Below are 19,007 nucleotides of genomic sequence, written 5' to 3' on the forward strand. Positions count from 1 at the left end.
TTTTCTCCAGTAAATTTGATGTCGACGCCGTATATGCCAGCCGCTATCTATTGCGAGAACGGACAAGTTTGGAATGGATCATTGCAAAAATTGCACGAATTGCTGCGCATGGGGGATTTGGCTGCCTTCGTCGGAATCGTCGATGATGGGGGCTTTGCTGAATCCGCGCGGCGCAGGGGGATGTCTGCCTCCACGCTTAGCCGGTCAGTCACGCGGCTCGAAGAGCAATTGAATGTCACATTGTTGCGCCGCACGACGCGATCCATCGAAATCACCCCCGAAGGTGCCGCAGTTCTGGCTGAGGCGCGCGAAATTCTGGACCGCAGTGAAACCCTGCAAGAGATCGCAAGCAGTGGGCAGGCGCCCGCCGGACCGCTCCGGGTGAACGCACCGGTTCCTTACGTCCTGCATGTTCTCGCTCCGCGCCTGGTTGAATTCCACGCGCAATACCCCGGCATCCAGCTGTCGATCGACATGACAGACACGCTGGTGGATCTGATCGGCAGTCACGCGGATGTTGCCATTCGGCTGGGCCAGCTGCCCGATAGCGAAATGTTGCACCGACCCCTGGGGCGCACGGCTTGGAAATTGGTGGCGACCCCGGAATATCTCGATCGCAAAGGCTGGCCAAAAACACCTGCCGACCTCGCGCGGCTGGAACAGGTCCGCTTCGCGTCACCTGATCATATCAACACATTGCGCTTTGCCGGTCTGTCCACCCCTGTAACGGTGCCCCCCGCTCTGAGCGCGGGCAATGGAGAGGCCGTTCGCCAGATGGTACTAGGCGGTCTGGGCATTGCGCGTTTTTCCGACTTCATGATCGCAGACGACATCCAGGCCGGGCGTTTGATTGAGCTATTTCCCGGCCAGCTCGACGCCGCCCCTTTGAATATCTCGGCGCTCTACCTGACCCGCGTCTCGGGCCTTCGCCGACTGGGGGTCTTTCTTGATTGGGTGGCGAACATTAGCGGAGACTAAGTTTTGCGAGCGTCATCGCCGCAAACTCGGTGAACGAACGCTTTGCCCAGCTGAGCTGACCTAGATGACAAATGCAGCGAAGCGTTGGTTGGTTCCCAAACGTATGTCGCTAGGCGGGCTCATTCTCGCCTTTTCGAGCCGCGTCTATCGCGGCGACGTCAATCTTCTTCATCTGCATCATGGCTTCAAAAGCACGTTTTGCTTCTGCCCCTCCTGCGGCCATGGCCTCGGTGAGGGTGCGGGGCGTGATTTGCCCTGAGACCCCCCACTTGTCCTTGCACCAGCCACACATGCTCTCTTCACCGCCGTTGCCAACGATTGCATTCCAGTACATGTCCGTTTCTTCTTGGGTATCCGTGGCGACCTGAAACGAGAACGCCTCTCCGTGTTGAAAATTTGGCCCGCCGTTGACGCCGATACAGGGAATTCCAAGGACGGTGAACTCCACGACCAACACCTCGCCTGCGCTCCCGGAAGGGTTGTCGCTCGGCGAATGCTGCACGCTTTCAACTGAACTGTTCGGGAATGTTTCGGCGTAAAAGTTCGCCGCCGCTTCAGCGTCCTTATTGAGCATGAGGCAAATTCGGTTGTTTGGCACCGTCATGTGCTGGCTCCTGCGCGAACGAAGTTATCCGTCGTCAGATTATCACAAAATGGGCGCTTTCCCAAAGCAGAGATCAATCGATTTTGCGGTGCCTATGTTCCGAATTTTTGTTTGTGCAGCGAAGCAGCGGATCACAGTGGCTTAAGGAGCTTTGGGAGGTGATGCGAAATTACATGCGCTCAACTCGCGCGAATTTCTTCGCGCTGGAATTGCCCCCTAATAGACGTTGAGCTTTAAGATGAGATACCGAGCCCCATCGTCTCCTGTGCCATATCAGCCGCGAGTTTTGAGATGTCGTCTTGAGGCGTTCCCCGCAGCATTTCGACACGCAAAGCGGATATATTGGCTTGATATCGCAGGGCGAGGCGCTTTGGATCTGCATCTGACGGGAGCTCACCCGAGGCACGGGCTGCCTCGAAACTCTCTGCGAATTCCACGCACATTTGATCAAGGTATCGCTTTGAGGCGTCAGCAATTTCGGGGTCGGTGGATGTTGTATCAACAACCGTTTTCATCAACATACAGGCCCGCCGCGCGGGATCGTCCTTCGCAAGATCCGCATAGTTTTGGAACTGCGCTGCTAACCCGGTAAGCGGTGTTGCAGCCTTGGCCATTTCCGAGCGGAAGTTGTCGCGAGATGCTTCAAAGTAGCGATTGATCGCCAGAAGGTAGAGGTTTTCCTTGCTGTCGAACGCGGCATAAATGCTGCCGGGTTTCATGTGCAGCGCCGATTCCAGATCCTTGAGCGATGTTGCGTGATAACCCTTGCGCCAGAACAGGATCATAGCCGCATCAAGGGCGGCGTCACGATCATAAGTGCCGGCGCGGGCCATGGGTTATCCTTCCATTTCGGCAAGTTGAGACAGAATGTTGGTGTAATTTTCCACGCCCTGCGCCCCTGTGACAAGATGTTTGCGGTTAAACACCACGGCAGGGACACCGGAAATGCCTTGTTGTTGCCAGAACCGTTCGGCGCTGCGCACGTCATTGGCAAAGCGTTGATCGTCAAGCACGGCGGCTGCCTCAGCACGGTCCAGCCCGATTTCGGCCGCAACATCGGCCAGTACGGCGTCGTCAGACAGGTTGCGTTGATCTGTGAAATGGGCGGTGAATAGCGCCATCTTCAAATCATGCATGCGGCCTTGGGTGTTCGCCCAATGCAACAACTGATGAGTGTTGAACGTGTTGTGCATACGCGAGTCTTTGGTCCAATTGAAATCAAACCCCAGCGCGCCCGCCAGTGCTTTCATCTGCTGGCGTGATTGTTCGGATTGTTCGGGCGTGCTGCCGTACTTTTCCATAATGTGCTCGCGCGTGTTCTGGCCTTCCGGCGGCATCTGCGGGTTCAATTCAAAAGGATGCCAATGGATTTCGTGATCTGTGCCCGCGGCGTCCAGCGCCTTTGACAATTGGCGATACCCGATGATGCACCACGGGCACATGACATCAGATACGATATCGATATGTAGAGTTTTGGACATTTTCATACGCTCCGTTCGTGGCCAATGACGCGGCGATCGCCGCCAAGCCAAAGTCGTAAATCATTGATGTCAAACAGCAGGGACAGGAGGTTCACCGCCAACAGTATGGCTAAATAGGTGTCGTAAGCGCCATTTGCCACAGGGCGCGCAAAGACCAGTAGCAGAACCAACGGCACCCAAAAAATGACATGGCCGCCTGAAACAAGCTTGGTAAAGCCGCGATGGCGCATAAGTACGATTTGGCTGGTCAGCATTCCGCCCCATGCAAGTGCTGTAACGAGAATGCCCATCGGCTCGGACGCGAAATAGAGGCTAATCATATTGATTGGCGCAAGGATGACCATCATCCAGATTATCACCCAGAGCGGCAAGGCGCGAAAGGATGTCCAGATATCTGCAGTGAGATTGGTTTTTCGCATTGGGTGGCCCATGGTTGATCGCGGGTGTGCCGGAGCGTTTTGCCCGCTCCGGCCATTGGATTATTCAGCAGCGACGGCTGTCTTCTTTTCCCAGGCAAACTTTTGGAACACTTGGTCAACGGGAGTTTTTGCAAAGTGGTTGGTGTAGTTGGACATCAGTTTTTGCGCAGCGCCCAGAATGATTTCGAGGATGTTTGTCTCGGTAAAGCCTGCGTCCAGGAACGCCTGTGTATCAGCGTCTGAAACAAATCCACGATCGCGTACCAGCGCCAATGTGAAGGTGCGGAGAGCTTCAAGTTTGGCAGTCGGCAGCGGAGTTTCGTTGCGCAATGCTTCAGTGATCTCATCGTCAACCTTCATCATCTTCGCAATCCCGGTGTGGGCTGGAACACAGTAGTGGCAGTTGCTTTCGACGTTGATTGTCTGCCAGACGACAGTTTTTTCTTCGTCCGTCATAGATGTCGCCATGAACTGCTGGTGGGCGAAGCTATAGGCGGCCAACAGAGGTGGGGCGGCGGCCATTGTGCCGTGCAGGCCCGGAATGCGACCGTTGGCTTTTAGCGACGTTTCCAAGAGCGGCTTGCCAGCCTCCGGTGCGGATTCGATGGTATGGATTGGGAAGGTTGCCATGGTATGTCCTTTCAGGAGCGAAGTTCTGTGTTCGATGAAAGTGACATAGGTTGTATTGAGTGATCACTCAAGTCGCTATTTGAGTGATCACTCAATAGTGAGTGACGTGATCAGGTGCGAAGCATTGCACGTAACCAACCGCACGCCCGTGGCCTTAGCAAAAAGACGACAGACAGCCGAAGGTCCGCTTCTACAGTTTTATTGGCATTGAACGGGTCGCATTGCGCGGCCTTTTTCATTTGGTGGCTGTCGGCTCTTCTTGGAAGCGCGCCATTCGTCACGCGGACCTCAACTGTTTCTTCTAAGGAGATGCTGCGTCAAGTATCGGGCCGATGAACCGCACCCAATAAGGTCCTATATTTTCACCATAAAACGGAGACCATCCGTGACGCAATCGCGCGTGAAGGACAGGCTCTGCACATTTGGGAAATACACTATGAGCAAACACATCTTTCTTCTGGGCGGTTCTGGTCGCACAGGTCTCCTTGTCATCGAAAAGGCGCTGGCTTCGGGTCACAAAGTCACGGCTTTGGTTCGAAACACTGCAAAAGTCGAGATATCACATGCAAACCTCACCCTTTTCGAAGGGTCGCCATCCTCGGCCAAAGACCTCGCCGCTGCGATGCAGGGCTGCGACTCTGTGATCGTGACACTGAACAATAGCCGTCAGACGGACTCCCCCTTCAGCAAGATCATAAACTCCGACACCCTCCTGACAGACACCATCAGTGAAACGGTTGCGGCGATGAAAGGCCACGGCATCACACGGATTTCCATGCTTAGCGCGGCGGGAACAACCGACACGTTTGTGACGGCCCCTTGGGTCATGCGTCTCATGATCAAACACACAAACTTGGGACATGCCTATCGTGATCACGAAGGGGTGCAGGCGGTGTTGGAGGCCTCTGGTTTGGACTGGACGTTGGGCCGTGCGATGATGTTGGGCAAAAAACCGGGCACAGCGCCGGTCATCGAAAGCTATGTGGTCAATGGTAAAGCCGACCCAAAGCCTGCGATGCAAATATCGCGCGCGTCAGTAGCGCAGTGGCTGATCGACAGCCTTGATCGTGATGATTTGGCGGCGAAGGCCCCTATGATCTCGCAAAAATAGTCGCGGATCGGCTGTACGTTTTTGTCGAGAGTATACCGGATCATACATTAAACAGACAGGCGACATTCCTGCCGCCTGTCTTTTGAATTCTGCTTTTGGTGCTGCGAATTGGCGCTACTGCGCGGTGCGCAAAGCCTCGATAAAGCGAATGAAATCAATCCATTGCGGACCGGAAGCCGTGTGCCCTACGTCATCCTTGGACACGGCCACGCATAGCCCCAAATTTTCTAGATAGGACTGTGTCGCCACCGCTTGTTCTACGGATATAAACGGGTCTTGGTTGCCAAACCCGAGAAAGACTGGTTTTGCCTGCAGCGCGTCGTGGCCCGGGATCTGTTGCTTGATCCCATCCATGATCCGGCCACCAAAGGCGCCGCTGGCCAGATAGTTGCTCGGACTGGTCAAAAACAGATTGAGAGACAAGGCAGCGCCCTGACTAAATCCTGCGACAACGATCTGGTTCGGGTCCGCGTTATGCGCGCGCACCATCTCAACAATGAAGCCGGAAACCTGATGTCGCGCAGCACGTTCGCTTTCGACATCAACGACCATCCTGGGATCAGTCCGTCCGCCTTCAAACCAATCGTCGATCCGCTCGACCTCAAACCATTTGTATTGGTTGGGGGCGACCTTAATCGTGCCACGCGCGGTGATGACCAACCATTCCTCAGGCACATGTTTCGACAGTGGATGTAGATTGCGTTCGTTACTGGCGAACCCGTGAAAAAGGAACAGCACGGGTGCAGGGTTTGCCGGATCTTTTGGCGGCCGCACCAGATACTGCAGATCAAAGGTGGATTGTGCCATGGCGCGATCAGACCTCAAATTTTGGCCAGAGCTTTGCTTCCAGCCCTGCAACATCAAGGCCGGAAAGCTCCGTACCAGACGGCGTAAGCCCCTTTGCGTTGGCGAACGTGTCTTTGTCTTGGACGTCCAATTCATATCCGATGAGGCGGGCCATGTTTGACGGCGGGCGCTGGATGTCGGGCCCTAACCAGTTGTTCAGAGCGATGCGGTGCCCATAGGGATCACCCGCGCCCAAATCGATCATCCCCATTTGTGGCAGCACAATATTCTTCGCGAATCCAAGGTCTTGGTACCAATCTGCGGCGGCTTCCAGTTTTGGCACACGCAAATGGAGGTGGGACAGAAAGGTATCCTCTGAAATATGTGCTCTCAGGTCGGCATCTTTCGCAGGCGTCAATTCTTTTTGAACGTTTAACCGCTCGCGCCCACTGTGCAGATTACCATTCACATCCGTCATCACGCAGCCGTTTCTGACCTCGTGATAGGTCTTCAACCGCTCTGGTGTTTCAAGCGCAAACTCGACCTCGAGACCGTCGGGATCGGCGAGATACAGCGACTTCGACGTCAAATGGTCTACCGGAGATACCCGCAAACCCAAGGCCACGAACCGCGCATAGAGCCGCGCAAGTTCCGCCAGTTCCGGCACGCCAATGGCCAAGTGATACATTCCCATATACCCCGGTTCGGCCTTTTGCTGCGCACCAGCATGTAGAATGACCAGATCGCGTTTGTTGGTCCCGAGCGCGACAGATGTCTCTGTTTCATTACGAATGCGAAGCCCGAAGGCTACCGTCCAAAAATGCGTTGCAGCCTTGAGATCTGTTACTTGCAGATCAAAATGTCGCCAAGAAAACCGCTCCGGCAATCCAGCGCCGCGCAGGCGTTTTGCGAGGTTTTGTGCGTCAGTTAGCATGTCACTTGCTCCCGAAAAAGCAGGGTGCGATCCGACTATTAAAGTCGGATCGCGTCTGTTTGCGTTCAGGTGCGGGGTGCAATCGGTGCTTTGCGGTTGCGGCCCCAGATCACGAGCGCGGCCAAGGCGAACAGAACAAAGTTCACAGGCAGCACTTCGAATTCACCGCGGAAAATGTGCACGCCGGATGCCAGAACCATGATTGTGGCCAACCCCAGTGCTGCAAGCTTGGTCAGGTCAGGTTTAATACGTGTGGCCGCAGGGAGGATGACGCCGATCGCGCCGAGCACTTCGGCCAAGCCAATGAATTTGATCAAAGCAACTGGCGCGTTTTCGGCCCAAAGCATTCCCATTGCTGCCATGTCGGCGGGGCTGCTTGTCAATTTCATAAAGCCAGCCATCGCGAACATTGCGGCCAATGCCACTTGTGCCACCCACAGGCCGATGTTCCATTTTTTGGATGAGTTCGTTTGGATCGTTGTCATTTCATGTCTCTCTTTCATGTCACCGTTCAGGACGGGTTTTGTTTCTGGGAGGAGACATAACTGCTTCCCTTGAGTTGATCATCCGTCCATATATTGACACACCGGAAACTGTGAGTTGACAAACATGGATACCCTTCTCAGCCTGCGCGTCTTCACAGAGGTCGCGGATCACAAGAGTTTTACAGCCGTTGCTGACCGAATGGGGATGTCGCGTGCCATGGCCAGCAAGCACATCCAGCACATTGAGGCACGTGTTGGCGCGCGCCTCCTTAGCCGGAACAGTCGCAATGTGAGCCTGACCGAAGCGGGCGCGCGGTATTTGGTGACCGTCCGCCGCCTTCTGGAAGACTTGAGCGACGCGGAAAATCTCATCTCAACAGACACGCTTGTCCCGCGCGGGACCTTGAAAATCTCGATGCCGGTCTGGATGTCGACACCAGCCTTTGCACGGATGCTATCGGATTATCATCGTGATTTCCCACATGTGGTCTTCGATTTCGACCTCAGTAGCCACAAGATCAATTTGGTCGAAGAGGGCGCGGACTTGGCTTTGCGGGTGGCGTTCAAACTGGATGAGGGGTTGATTGCGCGCAAATTGTCCGAAGTCACATTTCAAATGGTCGCGGCGCCTGACTTTCTCGATCACACGACACGCCCTCAAACCGCGAACGACCTGATTGATGCACCGCTTTTGGCCTACTCCCCTGTGGCATCAGATGGGCGCATCAAGTTTGGCGGTTCAGAAGGCCTAGATGTCAAAATGCGCCCTGTGATGGTCAGCACAAATGAATCCCATCTGCATCTATCCGCTTTGTCCGGCATGGGCTACGCAATCCTGCCCAACTGGATGACCAAAGGCGACTTGGACGCCGGACGATTGGAGACCGTGCTGCCGCAGGTCACTTGGCCCAAGCTCCACGTGCACGCGATCTATGCAGACCGCAGCTACCTGCCCGCAAAAGTGCGCTCTTTTCTGGATTTCCTCGCGAGCAAGCAAGGTCTTGAATCGGGGCTAAGCTGATACGTCATTGATGCGGACCGCGTGTGGATGTTTGGCGGCCTCGGCCGTGCGTGCATGCCGTAGCAAATGGCGGGGTCGAGTTGAGATCCCCGTGTCCTGCAATGATGCGCGCCGTCGCGCGTTCGAATTCACCTCTCAAATCTGGGTGACTGACGCGAAAGACAGTTCAGAGTTTGGTATCGATAGGGCATACCGGTAAATGGGAACCCTTTTCATTTTCGCGGCGCAAATCACATGGACAGATTGGAGAGACGCATTGCATTTAAGAGCCGCCTTTCTTTGCCTCAGTCTGGTCTGTCGCAGCCGTGGCAGAGAAAATTGGCGACACTTTGCATGATCTCGCGCAATTGTTTGAGGCAACGCACGATCGCGCGGGAACCGCGCCTGTCGATTGCACGCTGTCCGAAGTAGGCGCGACCACATGTTTTAAGATCACGTTTGCCGCAAATCGCCCGACCTATACACTGGGTCCGTGGTGCCCAACGAATAACAGCGACGACGCCGATGGTATCTGCGATGCCTCTGCGCGTTCACCACGTCCCTAAAGAGAGACATACATGACCTGGACCCTAATCGATTGGCCATTACTTCTCAGAGAGTTCATCACATTGCTTGTGGTGATCGACCCTGTTGGCACGATCCCTGTCTACCTTTTTGCCGTCGCAGGCATGCCAGCACATCTGCATCGCCGCTTTGCTATTCGTGCCGTGGCGATCGCAACGCTGGTGTTGCTGGCGTTTCTGGTGGGCGGTCAGGTCGTCTTGGAAACCTTGGGTTTGCGGCTCGGCTCTTTCCAGATAGCCGGTGGGATCATTCTGTTTCTGTTCGCAATGTCGATGATCTTCGGACAATCGAAACCACAGTCTGAAATCGCCGAGGCAGAGCGCGATCATTTGTCGGGGGCGGTGTTTCCACTGGCAATGCCCTCTATTGCTTCGCCCGGTGCGATGCTCGCCATTGTGTTCCTGACCGAGAACAGTTCGAACACCTGGTCCGAACAGGCGACAACTGCGGGGCTGCTTGTTCTGGTCCTTGTGGTGACGCTCGCACTGTTGCTTGCGGCCAGTTTCGTGCATCGTCTGATCGGAGATACCGGCGCGTCGGTGATCTCACGCGTCATGGGGATCATTCTCGCCACGATTGCCGTGGATGCCGTTCTCGAAGGTTTCGACACGCTCGATGTCTTCGATGTCGCCCCGGCCCAGAACCCTAGTCCGTTCAGCGAGGCGACGGAATAACGGGACTTTCGCGTTCAACCCTTAATGTCATCGGCCATTTTGAAAGGGTTGCCCATGAACCGGACCATTTCCGCCGCCTTGATCGCGGCATTCACACCGACGCTCCTGTGCGCGGAAACCTTTTCTGCCGAAGTCTGGGCCGACAACTGGTTTGAAATGCGCGTGGATGGCGTGCTGGTCGGCGAAGACAGCGTGCCGATCACGACCGAGCGATCCTTCAATGCCGAAAGCTTTACCTTTGAAGCCGAGCGCCCCTTTGTCATAGGACTCGTTGCGCGCGACTTCATCGAAAACGACACAGGGCTCGAGTATATCGGGACCCGTCGTCAACAGATGGGCGATGGCGGCGTTATAGTGCAGATCACGGATGGCGCAGGGAATACCGTCGCCGTCAGTGATGCTGGCTGGCAATGTCTCGTCACGCACACAGCCCCACTCGACAAGTCCTGCGAAGATGAGAGCGACCCCGTAGCGGGCGAGGGCGCGTGCGCCTTTGATATATCTGACGAACCGGAGGGCTGGGACGGGGCGGGTTACGACGCCTCTGGCTGGCCACAGGCCGATGTCTTCACCGCCGCACAGGTCGATCCGAAAATGGGCTATGAGGATATCGATTGGTCAGGCGAAGCAGAGTTCATCTGGGGCCCCGATCTGGAGCAAAGCAACACCGTCCTTTGTCGTCTGACTGTCAACATGTGACGGCAGGGCAGAGCAGACTTTTGATTTTTCAGGTGAAGGACCGATCACGCTGACCGGCGCCCCCATACCTACCTGACACCGAGCGAGGACACGTGCACCGCGCGCGAGTGACGAAGATTTTCGTGGTCTAAATCGGGTTGTGTCGATCAGTGGGTTAAACGACCGGATGTGCGACCTCGCCGCATGGGTAACCCGCAAACTGCTCAAACAGGGCAGGGGGGAGTGGGCAGGTCAGCGTCATTTACACTGATACAGGACCCTATACATGCGCACGACGCGCTTGGTGTAGGCTGTCGGATAAACCGATCCTTGGCCCACGACGCGACTGATTTCGGTCATGCCATTGGGGCACTCTTTCCAGATCCAACCCTGCTCATACTGTTTTTGTACTTCGTATGCTTGGTCCAGGGTGGGGTGGGGCGTATTCAATTCACGCGTAAACCTTGCCTGGTAAACAGGTTTTCCGTTTAATTCCGAGACCGCGTCAGTCGGGCTTGAACAGGCAGACAAAATTCCCACAGCGAGTAGAGCGAACGTCTTTTTCATAATGATCTGCCTATTTTGTATCAATGTTTTACCGGTCTAAGGGAACGGCACACTCAACACAACGGGCCCGACCCCTCGGCTCACTCGGGGTATTCCGCCGAGCCTGCCGAGATTGAACGTGAGAATTGGGCCTGCGTGCAAACCGCCTGAGCGTGGAAACCTCATGAAAGCATATTCGTGTAGATCGCTCGTGCAACCGCTGCCGCCATGCCGGAAACCGGCAGGTGAACAGCTGAACCAGTGGCCGTCGAGAGGTGATTGAAAGTGCAACCGAGCCAAAGGGTCACGGCCGATGGGGGCGCGAACCAAGCTGAGGACGGTAACAGCGGGTTCCCCAAGTAGGCGGCTTCGAACCTTCTGAAATGTCGAAACGCATAGCACCATTGATTGTGGAAAAGACTGTTCGATAAAGCTCTAGTCGCGGGTGTATATTTATGATTAAAAACAATAACATGCGTCTGTATCATATCCCTCGAATTTGACTGAAGATATCGTCTCGAATTTGGATTTCGCCCTGCGGGAGAAAACGGACATCTGGTCCCGGAATTGCTGACCCGCTCGGTTTTAAGGAACCGTTAAGATTCTTGACAAGCAAATGACATCGGTGTCATGACATCGGTGTCATTAGTTCATTGAGGCGAATCGAGGGTCTCAAATGTGCGGCTTGGGAGGGCTTCAGACATGGCTACGATCTACGACGTCGCGCGTGTTGCGGGTGTATCGCCCAAGACCGTCAGCCGTGTGCTAAACGGCGATGCGCCGGTTAAGAAACACACCAAAGAAGCCGTCAATAAAGCCATCGCAGAGCTGGGTTATGTCCCGTCAACCGCCGCAAGGGCGATGCGATCCAATAAGTCGGGCCTCGTGGGGTTGATTACGGGGGCGATTTCATTGTCGCCTAATCGGTCCGAAAACTCCGGTTTGCCCGATCTATATATCGTTCAGGGCATCCAGCGTGCCATGGAAGCCAGCGGAAAAACGCTTTTGATCGCCGATACCGGTGGCAAGATGAACAGGGTGCCCCAACTTATCCGCACTTTCGAAGAGCACCGTGTTGAAGGGCTGATCTATGTGGCCGATCACCACCGCGAAGTGTCACTGCCGCCTGTGTCGTCCACCACTAAGATGGTGCTGGCGAACTGTTTCGACCAAAAGGGCACGCCCTCGGTTCTGCCCAATGATTATCAGGGCCAGTTCAATCTGGTGAACAGCCTGATCGCCAAAGGACACCGCCGGATCGCCTATCTGGCACTCAGCAGACAGCTTGAGGCGACGAAACTGCGCGTTGCGGGATACAAGGACGCGCTGGCGGCGGTCGGCATCAAGTTTGATCCAGCACTTTTGGTGCCCGCCGAAGTCGATGTCTCGGAGGATGATGCGGGCGTGCAGTTGCTTTGGGATGCGATTGACCGCGTCCTGTCTCTGCCCGAGCCACCCACCGTCATTTGCTTTGGCAACGACCGCATGGCGATGCGCGCCTACGGTATCTTGCGCAGTCGTGGCGTGGCCTTGCCCGATGACCTGTCGGTTGCGGGCTATGACGGCCACCGTTTGATCACTGACACCCTGTACCCGACCCTCACATCCGCCGAACTGCCTTATGCGGCTATCGGCATCCGTGCCACTGAGTTGTTGCTTGGCATGATCAATGGCACCGCAGACGTGCCCACCAAACCCATTCTGGTTGGTGGCCCCGTAACCCCCGGCAATTCCGTCAAGGATTTGCCATCTCCAATCACTCATCTTTCGTCAATAGGGAGGACGACACTATGAAACTCGGCATTACTCTGAGTACAGCACTGGTTGCATCAGTGAGCTGGGCCACAATGGCCGCAGCACAAACCGAACTGAGCATGTGGTACCACGGCGCAGGCAACGAGGCGGAATCTTCCGCACTGCAGCTGATCATCGACGACTTCAACGCAAGCCAGCCTGACTACAAAGTTGTGGTAGAGAGCTTCCCACAGGAATCCTACAACGACTCCGTTGTTGCCGCCGCCCTCGCGGGCAACCTGCCTGACATTCTGGACGTTGATGGTCCGGTCATGCCGAACTGGGCATGGGCTGGCTACATGCAGCCGCTGCAAATCGATGAGTCCGCGATCGAGGGCTTCCTCGCGGGTCCGTTGGGCTATTGGGACGGTCAACTCTACTCCGTCGGTTTCTGGGATGCAGCCGTTGCGATGATGTCGCGCCAATCCACGCTCGACGCTTTGGGCCTGCGCACTCCAACCGTTGATAACCCATGGACGGGTGAGGAATTCATGGCCGCTCTGGACGCTGCAAAAGCATCCGGCGATTTCGAATATGCTTTCGATCTGGGTATGCCGTGGACGGGTGAGTGGTATCCATATGCCTTCAGCCCCTTCCTGCAGTCCTTTGGTGGCGACATTGTTGATCGCTCCACCTACGCAACTGCGGAAGGCGCACTGAACGGTCCCGAAGCATTGGCATTTGGTGAATGGTGGCAGTCGCTGTTCGCAGACGGTTACGCACCGGGCACATCTCAGGATCCAGCGGATCGTGACACGGGCTTTATCGACGGCAAATATGCCTTCTCTTGGAACGGCAACTGGGCAGCTTTGGGTGCTCTCGCAGCCCATGACGACGTTGTGTTCCTGCCTTCGCCTGACTTTGGCAACGGCCCGAAAATCGGTGCCGCTTCCTGGCAGTTTGGTGTTTCCGCGTCTTCTGAAAACGCTGAAGGTGCATCCGCCTTCATCGAATTCGCATTGCAGGACAAATACCTTGCGAACTTCTCGAACGTCACGGGTCTGATCCCTGCGACTGCTGAGGCGGCTGCGATGACAGACAACTACGCAGAAGGCGGCCCATTGGAAGTGTTCTTCGGTCTCTCCGAAGGTCAGGCGATGGTGCGCCCTGTGACGCCTGGATACGTCGTTTCCGCGAAGGTGTTTGAAAAAGCAATGGCGGATATCGCCAACGGTGCAGACGTAGCTGACACGCTGGACGCGGCTGTTGACGAAATCAACTCCGACATCGAGCGCAACGGCGGCTACGGCCACTAATCCGAAAACGTGGGGCGGCCCGTCGGCCGCCCCATCTTTCTCATTTCGAAAGCAGTGAAAAATGGCATCCAAGCTGACAACATCTAACCGCGCAGGCTGGGGCTTTGCCATGCCGGGATTCGGGTTGATCCTGTTGTTTATCGTGATCCCCTTTTTCTTTGCCTTCTATCTGTCGCTCACCAACCAGCGGCTGATTTCGCCCAATCCGACCGAGTTCGTGGGGCTGAGCAATTATGACCGATTGCTCAGCATTTCGGTTCTGACGCTAGAACCCGAACGCGATGACGCCGGCGCGGTGATCCGCGATGAGGCTGGCGAAATTGAATACCCTCGCGTGCGGACCTTTACCCGCAATAACCCTGACTACCCGCAATATGACGGCATGCGGGAATGGTTCCGCTGGCAGTGGGGCGAGGAAGCGAAGGTTGTTGTGGCCAAGGACGTGGTGTTCTGGAAATCGCTGCGCAACACGTTGATGTTCGTGCTGGTCGTGGCCCCTGTGCAGGCCGGGCTGGCGCTAGGTCTGGCGTTGCTGATCAACCAGCGTTTGCGAGGCATCAACATCTACCGCGCGATCTATTTCATGCCCGTTGTCGTCTCGATTGTGGTTGTGTCGTTGTTGTTCCGTTTCATCTACGACGGCAATGACGGCCTGCTGAACAATGTCCTTGGTTTTGTCACTTTCGGCCTATTCGAGGGGCGAGATTGGCTCGGGTCCGAAAACACTGCCTTGGGCGCCATTATGGGCATGTCGATTTGGCAGGCTGTCGGATTCCACATGGTGATCTGGCTGTCCGGTCTGCAGACCATTAGCCCCACGTTGTACGAAGCCTCTTCGATCGAGGGGGCGAGCAAATGGCAAACGTTCCGCTATGTGACCTGGCCCGGACTGCGCAATACGGCTGTGCTGATCCTGATCGTGATCACCATGCAGGCCTTTGCCCTTTTCGCGCAGATCGACGTGATGACACGCGGCGGTCCCTTGGATAGCACAACGACGATCGTGTTCCAGGCGGTTGAGCGCGGCTACGGAAAACAGGACATCTCTGGCGGCTCGGCGATTTCGGTTCTTCTGTTCCTGCTGGTTTTGAGCATCAGCCTCATCCAACGCTATCTCACGAGGGAGAGATAAAATGGCGACGATTAATCCCGACAACCGCGGGCTGCGTCTGGCCGTGCGCTATCTGGTTCTGACGCTGATTGCGGTCATCTTTATCTTCCCGTTGGTGTTCATGGTCATGTCGAGCCTGAAGCCCGACCTGCAATTGCTGCGCGATACATCCAGTCTGCGCGCCTTCCTGCCCGTTGGCGACATCAGTCTGGACAACTACTACAACGCCTTCTCGCGGGTGCCGATTGCCAAGTTCATGTTCAACTCGCTCTTTGTGACGGCGACCACCGTGGCTCTGTCACTTTTGCTATGTTCTTTGGCTGCGTTTTCCTTTGTATTCCTGAACTGGTCGGGCAAAAACGTCGCCCTGTCGATCATCATCGCTACGCTGATCATCCCCTTTGAAACCATTGCGATCCCTCTGCTGCTGTTCGTGTCGAAACTGCCGTGGATCGGAATGGAGGGGCTGACGTTCGGCTGGCTGGATACCTACCGCGTCCAGATCATTCCACTGGTGGCCGATGGTCTGACGATTTTCCTTTTCGTGCAGTATTTCCGCGATCTTCCGCGCGATCTGATCGAGGCATCGCGCGTCGAAGGCGCAAGCTGGATGCAGATCTATTTGCGGGTAGTCATGCCATTGTCCGGCCCCATTGTGGCGACGGCTGCAATCCTGAAATTCCTCGCGATGTATAACCAATACCTGTGGCCCCTCATGGTCGTTCAACAGGAAGCCTACCGTCCAGTTATGGTCGGCGTTCAATACTTCTTCCAGCTCAGCACAGCGTGGGGGGAAATCATGGCCTATCTGACGATCATCACCGTCCCAGTACTGGTCTTCTATCTTATTTTGCAGCGCGCGTTCATCGCGTCGATTGCCTCTACCGGCGTGAAAGGCTGATCTATGGTTCTCGCTCTCAAAGACCAATTTATTTGGGATAGCTGGTATGTTCACGATGGTGAAAAATACCACGGCTATTACCTCAAGGCACCTCGCTCTATTGGCGATCCGGAGCAGCGTCACTTTAATGTCAGCTATGGTCACGCGACCAGCACTGATCTGGTGAACTGGGACCACATTGGCGAATGTTTCCGTCCTTCCAAAGATGGTTGGGACAACTACACGACATGGACCGGGTCGGTCGTGCGCGGCGACGATGATCTGTGGCACCTCTATTATACCGGCACCCGCAAGAACGATCCGCAATTGGCACAAAAGATCGGCCACGCGACCTCAACCGATTTGCACAATTGGGAGCGCGTGGGGGACGGGCTGATCCTCGATCTCATTGGCCCGAACTCCGAGCACTACGAATGCGATGTGTCCAATAAGGAGTGGCATGATCGGGCGATGCGCGACCCGTGGGTGATGCGCGATCCCGAAGGCCTCGGTTGGATTATGTATTTCACCGCGCGCGCACCGGGGATCGAGGAGGCAAACGATGCGGGCTGCATCGGTTTTGCCACGTCCCCTGATGGCTACGATTGGACGCTTCAACCGCCGGTTTTCACCGGTGGGTTCGGGCAACTCGAAGTTCCGCAGGTGTTCGAGAAAAACGGTACTTGGTATTGCCTGTTTTGCACCGCCGCGCATCACTACTCGCAAGAGCAGACAAAGTTGCGTCCGGTCGTCACGGGCAACCACTATCTGATCGGTGAGGGGCCCCGCGGCCCATGGCAGATCGCCCCCGGTTTCCTTGACGGCACGCTACCCTGCACCCGCTATGCCGCCCGCATCGTTGATACGGACGATGGCATGGTGATCCTTGGCTTTGCCGATCGTCCAGAGGGCGCTGATTTTATTGGTCACATCATGGACCCCGATCCAGTCGAACTCACCGACGAGGGCCTATTGGTCATTCCACCCCAGTTGAAGGCAGCAGAATAATGGCAACCGTAAAGTTGCGCGATGTGCGCAAGAGCTATGGCGACGTTGAGGTGATCAAAGGCGTCGACATCGACATTGAAGATGGCGAGTTCGTTGTATTTGTCGGCCCGTCGGGCTGTGGTAAATCCACGCTGCTGCGCATGATCGCAGGGCTTGAGGATATCACCGGCGGCACGCTTGAGATCGACGGTCAGCGCATGAACGACCTTGAGCCATCCAAGCGTGGCATCGCCATGGTGTTCCAATCCTATGCAATCTTTCCCCACATGACGGTGCGCGAAAACGTGGCCTTCGGTCTGACGATCAACAGGGTGGGTAAGACCGAGAAAGCGGAAAAAGTGGCCGAGGCCGCCCGCATTTTGCAAATGGAACATCTCCTCGATCGTCGCCCGTCTGAGCTCTCGGGGGGCCAACGCCAACGCGTCGCTATCGGTCGTGCCATCGTGCGTGATCCCAAGGTGTTCCTGTTTGACGAACCGCTCTCGAACCTCGACGCAGCGCTGCGCATGGATATGCGGATGGAGATCGGAAAGCTGCATCAGGATCTGGACGCGTCGATGATCTACGTGACCCACGATCAGGTAGAAGCGATGACATTGGCCGACAAAATCGTTGTGCTGAAGGACGGGCAGGTCATGCAGACCGGTGCACCGATGGAGCTTTATCATGAACCCGCCAACCTGTTTGTGGCAGGGTTCCTGGGCGCGCCTTCGATGAATTTTCTGAAGGTGACCGTGGATGATATCGGCGATGATTGGGTGCAGGTTTCCAGCCCGATCCTCTCCAGCGTTAAGGTCCCAAGAAAGGGACGCATTTTCACCACCGGCCAAATTGCCACCCTCGGCATCCGCCCGCAATATCTGACGACCAGCGCAGAAGGCGAGGGGATGATGAAGGGCAAAGTTGTGTTGACCGAGCGTTTGGGCAGCGAAACGGTGGTAAACCTCGCCGTGGCGGACGGAAGCACATTGATCGCGGCAATCGCTGAGGATGCTGTGCTGGTTCCAGGAAACGAGATGTCATGGACCTTCGATCCCGCATTGGTGCACGCTTTCCCTGAAAGCGTGTGACGCACGGGATTTCATCGGCTTGAAGCCCCTCGTGGCAACTGGCTTGTCCGGTCCCTTTTGCTTGCCAGACTGGGCCTAGACCGGACAGAGGCAGCGCTGCTTTCGACGGCGGCAGTGAGCCCGCCCTCACGGCATGCATCACCGTAAGGTTGCTCGGTTGCGGCTTGCCCACCGAGGTCGCCAGAATGACGTTCCAAAGGCGTTTGGGTTAGATATCCAAACCCCGAGCGACTGCCTGCGATTTGAAGCGCATTCATTGCCGCCGACTTCGGTTGGGACGCAAAATAGGCCTTGAGGTCGATCAACGAAATACCAGCCGACATCGCGTATGGAGACCGTGTAGGTACATATGCCGAGAACGGAGGATTGCGATGACCGATACCGAAGAACTAGTGCGCAAAACGACAGTTATCGAAGTGCCCGAGGCCGTTGGTGTGTTTGAGAGTTTCGAAGACCTACAGACGGCTTTCTATGATCTCAGGATGGCCGGCTTTAGCCGGTATGACATCAGTGTGCTGGGCAAACAGGACATGATGGAGGAAAAGATGGGTAAATCATACTGGCGTGCCTCTGAGTTGGAGGACGACCCCCACGCGCCTCGCGCCGCGTTTGTTTCCGAAGAAGCGATTGGTGAACTCGAGGGGGCCGTGGTGGGCGGGTTTCTCTTTCTGGGCTCTTACGTGGCCATGGCCACAATGCTCACCGCTGCCAGCACGGTTGCCGCCTCCATCGCGGCTGTTGCGATCGGGGGGAGTCCGGCCCTCGTGATCGGGGCGCTGCTGGCCCGCCGGATTGGTAAACATCACAAGGACTATTACGCCAGTCAGATCGACCACGGCGGCATTCTTTTGTGGGTGCGCGTTAAGGATAAGGAACGCGAGGACCTCGCCGTCCAGATCATGAAGGGGCACTCAGGCCGTGACGTGCACGTTCACGGGTGGAGCGAGTGAGCCGAGGCCTTGAGGTTCATCAGTGCA

At 55.9% G+C, this 19,007-nt stretch carries 20 protein-coding genes; 12 read left to right on the forward strand and 8 right to left on the reverse strand.

Annotated elements, in window-relative coordinates:
- Positions 1-81: 81 nt before the first annotated feature.
- Positions 82-978 (forward strand): LysR family transcriptional regulator, encoded by an 897-nt coding sequence (locus ABD815_RS01745; RefSeq protein WP_344842617.1) that lies wholly within the window; start codon positions 82-84, stop codon positions 976-978.
- 109 nt (positions 979-1,087) lie between these two features.
- Here ABD815_RS01745 and ABD815_RS01750 read toward each other — a convergent pair whose 3' ends face one another.
- The 5 genes from ABD815_RS01750 to ABD815_RS01770 all read right to left on the reverse strand — a co-directional run bounded on the left by ABD815_RS01750 (position 1,088) and on the right by ABD815_RS01770 (position 4,112).
- Entirely contained in the window at positions 1,088-1,582 is a 495-nt protein-coding gene (locus ABD815_RS01750; protein WP_344842619.1) for a VOC family protein, read from the reverse strand.
- Positions 1,583-1,815: 233 nt separating this feature from the next.
- Positions 1,816-2,367 (reverse strand): TetR/AcrR family transcriptional regulator, encoded by a 552-nt coding sequence (locus ABD815_RS01755; protein ID WP_344842622.1) that lies wholly within the window; start codon positions 2,365-2,367, stop codon positions 1,816-1,818.
- Positions 2,368-2,418: 51 nt separating this feature from the next.
- Positions 2,419-3,063, reverse strand: coding sequence for a DsbA family oxidoreductase (locus ABD815_RS01760; protein WP_344842624.1), 645 nt, complete (start codon positions 3,061-3,063; stop codon positions 2,419-2,421).
- A 2-nt stretch (positions 3,064-3,065) separates the two neighbouring features.
- Positions 3,066-3,482 (reverse strand): hypothetical protein, encoded by a 417-nt coding sequence (locus tag ABD815_RS01765; protein WP_344842627.1) that lies wholly within the window; start codon positions 3,480-3,482, stop codon positions 3,066-3,068.
- A 60-nt stretch (positions 3,483-3,542) separates the two neighbouring features.
- Positions 3,543-4,112 carry a carboxymuconolactone decarboxylase family protein gene (locus ABD815_RS01770; protein WP_344842629.1) on the reverse strand — a complete coding sequence of 190 codons (570 nt, stop codon included), beginning with the start codon at positions 4,110-4,112 and terminating at the stop codon, positions 3,543-3,545.
- A gap of 436 nt (positions 4,113-4,548) precedes the next feature.
- On the opposite strand from ABD815_RS01770, the gene ABD815_RS01775 reads away from it, so the two are divergent.
- Positions 4,549-5,223, forward strand: a complete 675-nt coding sequence (locus tag ABD815_RS01775) for an NAD(P)-dependent oxidoreductase (RefSeq protein ID WP_344842632.1) — start codon at positions 4,549-4,551, stop codon at positions 5,221-5,223.
- 114 nt (positions 5,224-5,337) lie between these two features.
- Here ABD815_RS01775 and ABD815_RS01780 read toward each other — a convergent pair whose 3' ends face one another.
- From ABD815_RS01780 to ABD815_RS01790, 3 genes are all read right to left on the reverse strand, one after another.
- The gene (locus tag ABD815_RS01780) at positions 5,338-6,030 is read right to left on the reverse strand and encodes an alpha/beta hydrolase (RefSeq protein ID WP_344842635.1); all 693 of its coding nucleotides are present in this window, start codon (positions 6,028-6,030) and stop codon (positions 5,338-5,340) included.
- A gap of 7 nt (positions 6,031-6,037) precedes the next feature.
- Complete coding sequence (locus ABD815_RS01785) at positions 6,038-6,943, reverse strand: VOC family protein (protein ID WP_344842638.1); 906 nt, start codon at positions 6,941-6,943, stop codon at positions 6,038-6,040.
- A 65-nt stretch (positions 6,944-7,008) separates the two neighbouring features.
- Positions 7,009-7,428: a DoxX family protein gene (locus ABD815_RS01790; protein WP_344842641.1), complete on the reverse strand. Its 420-nt coding sequence runs from the start codon at positions 7,426-7,428 to the stop codon at positions 7,009-7,011.
- A 124-nt stretch (positions 7,429-7,552) separates the two neighbouring features.
- Between ABD815_RS01790 and ABD815_RS01795 the strand changes: the two genes are divergently transcribed.
- The 10 genes from ABD815_RS01795 (at position 7,553) to ABD815_RS01840 (ending at position 18,980) form a co-directional block, all read left to right on the forward strand.
- Positions 7,553-8,449, forward strand: coding sequence for a LysR family transcriptional regulator (locus tag ABD815_RS01795; RefSeq protein WP_344842644.1), 897 nt, complete (start codon positions 7,553-7,555; stop codon positions 8,447-8,449).
- A gap of 557 nt (positions 8,450-9,006) precedes the next feature.
- Positions 9,007-9,687 (forward strand): MarC family protein, encoded by a 681-nt coding sequence (locus ABD815_RS01800; protein WP_344842647.1) that lies wholly within the window; start codon positions 9,007-9,009, stop codon positions 9,685-9,687.
- A 54-nt stretch (positions 9,688-9,741) separates the two neighbouring features.
- Positions 9,742-10,386: a PEBP family protein gene (locus ABD815_RS01805; protein WP_344842650.1), complete on the forward strand. Its 645-nt coding sequence runs from the start codon at positions 9,742-9,744 to the stop codon at positions 10,384-10,386.
- 1,227 nt (positions 10,387-11,613) lie between these two features.
- Positions 11,614-12,705: a LacI family DNA-binding transcriptional regulator gene (locus ABD815_RS01810; RefSeq protein ID WP_344842652.1), complete on the forward strand. Its 1,092-nt coding sequence runs from the start codon at positions 11,614-11,616 to the stop codon at positions 12,703-12,705.
- Positions 12,702-13,961: an extracellular solute-binding protein gene (locus ABD815_RS01815; protein WP_344842655.1), complete on the forward strand. Its 1,260-nt coding sequence runs from the start codon at positions 12,702-12,704 to the stop codon at positions 13,959-13,961. Before ABD815_RS01810 ends, ABD815_RS01815 begins: the two co-directional genes overlap by 4 nt.
- A 61-nt stretch (positions 13,962-14,022) precedes the next feature.
- The gene (locus tag ABD815_RS01820; protein ID WP_344842658.1) at positions 14,023-15,093 is read left to right on the forward strand and encodes a carbohydrate ABC transporter permease; all 1,071 of its coding nucleotides are present in this window, start codon (positions 14,023-14,025) and stop codon (positions 15,091-15,093) included.
- A 1-nt stretch (position 15,094) separates the two neighbouring features.
- Entirely contained in the window at positions 15,095-15,973 is an 879-nt protein-coding gene (locus ABD815_RS01825) for a carbohydrate ABC transporter permease (RefSeq protein ID WP_344842661.1), read from the forward strand.
- Positions 15,974-15,976: 3 nt separating this feature from the next.
- Entirely contained in the window at positions 15,977-16,960 is a 984-nt protein-coding gene (locus tag ABD815_RS01830) for a glycoside hydrolase family protein (RefSeq protein ID WP_344842664.1), read from the forward strand.
- On the forward strand, positions 16,960-18,030 hold the full coding sequence (locus ABD815_RS01835) for an ABC transporter ATP-binding protein (protein WP_344842667.1): 1,071 nt from the start codon (positions 16,960-16,962) through the stop codon (positions 18,028-18,030). The genes ABD815_RS01830 and ABD815_RS01835 overlap by 1 nt, the downstream gene beginning before the upstream one ends.
- Before the next feature lie 371 nt (positions 18,031-18,401).
- Positions 18,402-18,980, forward strand: a complete 579-nt coding sequence (locus tag ABD815_RS01840) for a hypothetical protein (protein WP_344842670.1) — start codon at positions 18,402-18,404, stop codon at positions 18,978-18,980.
- Positions 18,981-19,007 lie beyond the last annotated feature (27 nt).

Source organism: Celeribacter arenosi (genome assembly GCF_039539485.1).
GTDB classification, from domain to species: Bacteria; Pseudomonadota; Alphaproteobacteria; order Rhodobacterales; family Rhodobacteraceae; genus Celeribacter; species Celeribacter arenosi.

Coding starts and splice junctions, on each gene's coding strand:
- ABD815_RS01750 (WP_344842619.1), bottom strand. CDS start 1,582: ATGACGGTGCCAAACAACCGAATTTGCCTCATGCTCAATAAGGACGCT.
- ABD815_RS01755 (WP_344842622.1), bottom strand. CDS start 2,367: ATGATCCTGTTCTGGCGCAAGGGTTATCACGCAACATCGCTCAAGGAT.
- ABD815_RS01760 (WP_344842624.1), bottom strand. CDS start 3,063: ATGTCCAAAACTCTACATATCGATATCGTATCTGATGTCATGTGCCCG.
- ABD815_RS01765 (WP_344842627.1), bottom strand. CDS start 3,482: ATGCGAAAAACCAATCTCACTGCAGATATCTGGACATCCTTTCGCGCC.
- ABD815_RS01770 (WP_344842629.1), bottom strand. CDS start 4,112: ATGGCAACCTTCCCAATCCATACCATCGAATCCGCACCGGAGGCTGGC.
- ABD815_RS01775 (WP_344842632.1), top strand. CDS start 4,549: ATGAGCAAACACATCTTTCTTCTGGGCGGTTCTGGTCGCACAGGTCTC.
- ABD815_RS01780 (WP_344842635.1), bottom strand. CDS start 6,030: ATGGCACAATCCACCTTTGATCTGCAGTATCTGGTGCGGCCGCCAAAA.
- ABD815_RS01785 (WP_344842638.1), bottom strand. CDS start 6,943: ATGCTAACTGACGCACAAAACCTCGCAAAACGCCTGCGCGGCGCTGGA.
- ABD815_RS01790 (WP_344842641.1), bottom strand. CDS start 7,428: ATGACAACGATCCAAACGAACTCATCCAAAAAATGGAACATCGGCCTG.
- ABD815_RS01795 (WP_344842644.1), top strand. CDS start 7,553: ATGGATACCCTTCTCAGCCTGCGCGTCTTCACAGAGGTCGCGGATCAC.
- ABD815_RS01800 (WP_344842647.1), top strand. CDS start 9,007: ATGACCTGGACCCTAATCGATTGGCCATTACTTCTCAGAGAGTTCATC.
- ABD815_RS01805 (WP_344842650.1), top strand. CDS start 9,742: ATGAACCGGACCATTTCCGCCGCCTTGATCGCGGCATTCACACCGACG.
- ABD815_RS01810 (WP_344842652.1), top strand. CDS start 11,614: ATGGCTACGATCTACGACGTCGCGCGTGTTGCGGGTGTATCGCCCAAG.
- ABD815_RS01815 (WP_344842655.1), top strand. CDS start 12,702: ATGAAACTCGGCATTACTCTGAGTACAGCACTGGTTGCATCAGTGAGC.
- ABD815_RS01820 (WP_344842658.1), top strand. CDS start 14,023: ATGGCATCCAAGCTGACAACATCTAACCGCGCAGGCTGGGGCTTTGCC.
- ABD815_RS01825 (WP_344842661.1), top strand. CDS start 15,095: ATGGCGACGATTAATCCCGACAACCGCGGGCTGCGTCTGGCCGTGCGC.
- ABD815_RS01830 (WP_344842664.1), top strand. CDS start 15,977: ATGGTTCTCGCTCTCAAAGACCAATTTATTTGGGATAGCTGGTATGTT.
- ABD815_RS01835 (WP_344842667.1), top strand. CDS start 16,960: ATGGCAACCGTAAAGTTGCGCGATGTGCGCAAGAGCTATGGCGACGTT.
- ABD815_RS01840 (WP_344842670.1), top strand. CDS start 18,402: ATGACCGATACCGAAGAACTAGTGCGCAAAACGACAGTTATCGAAGTG.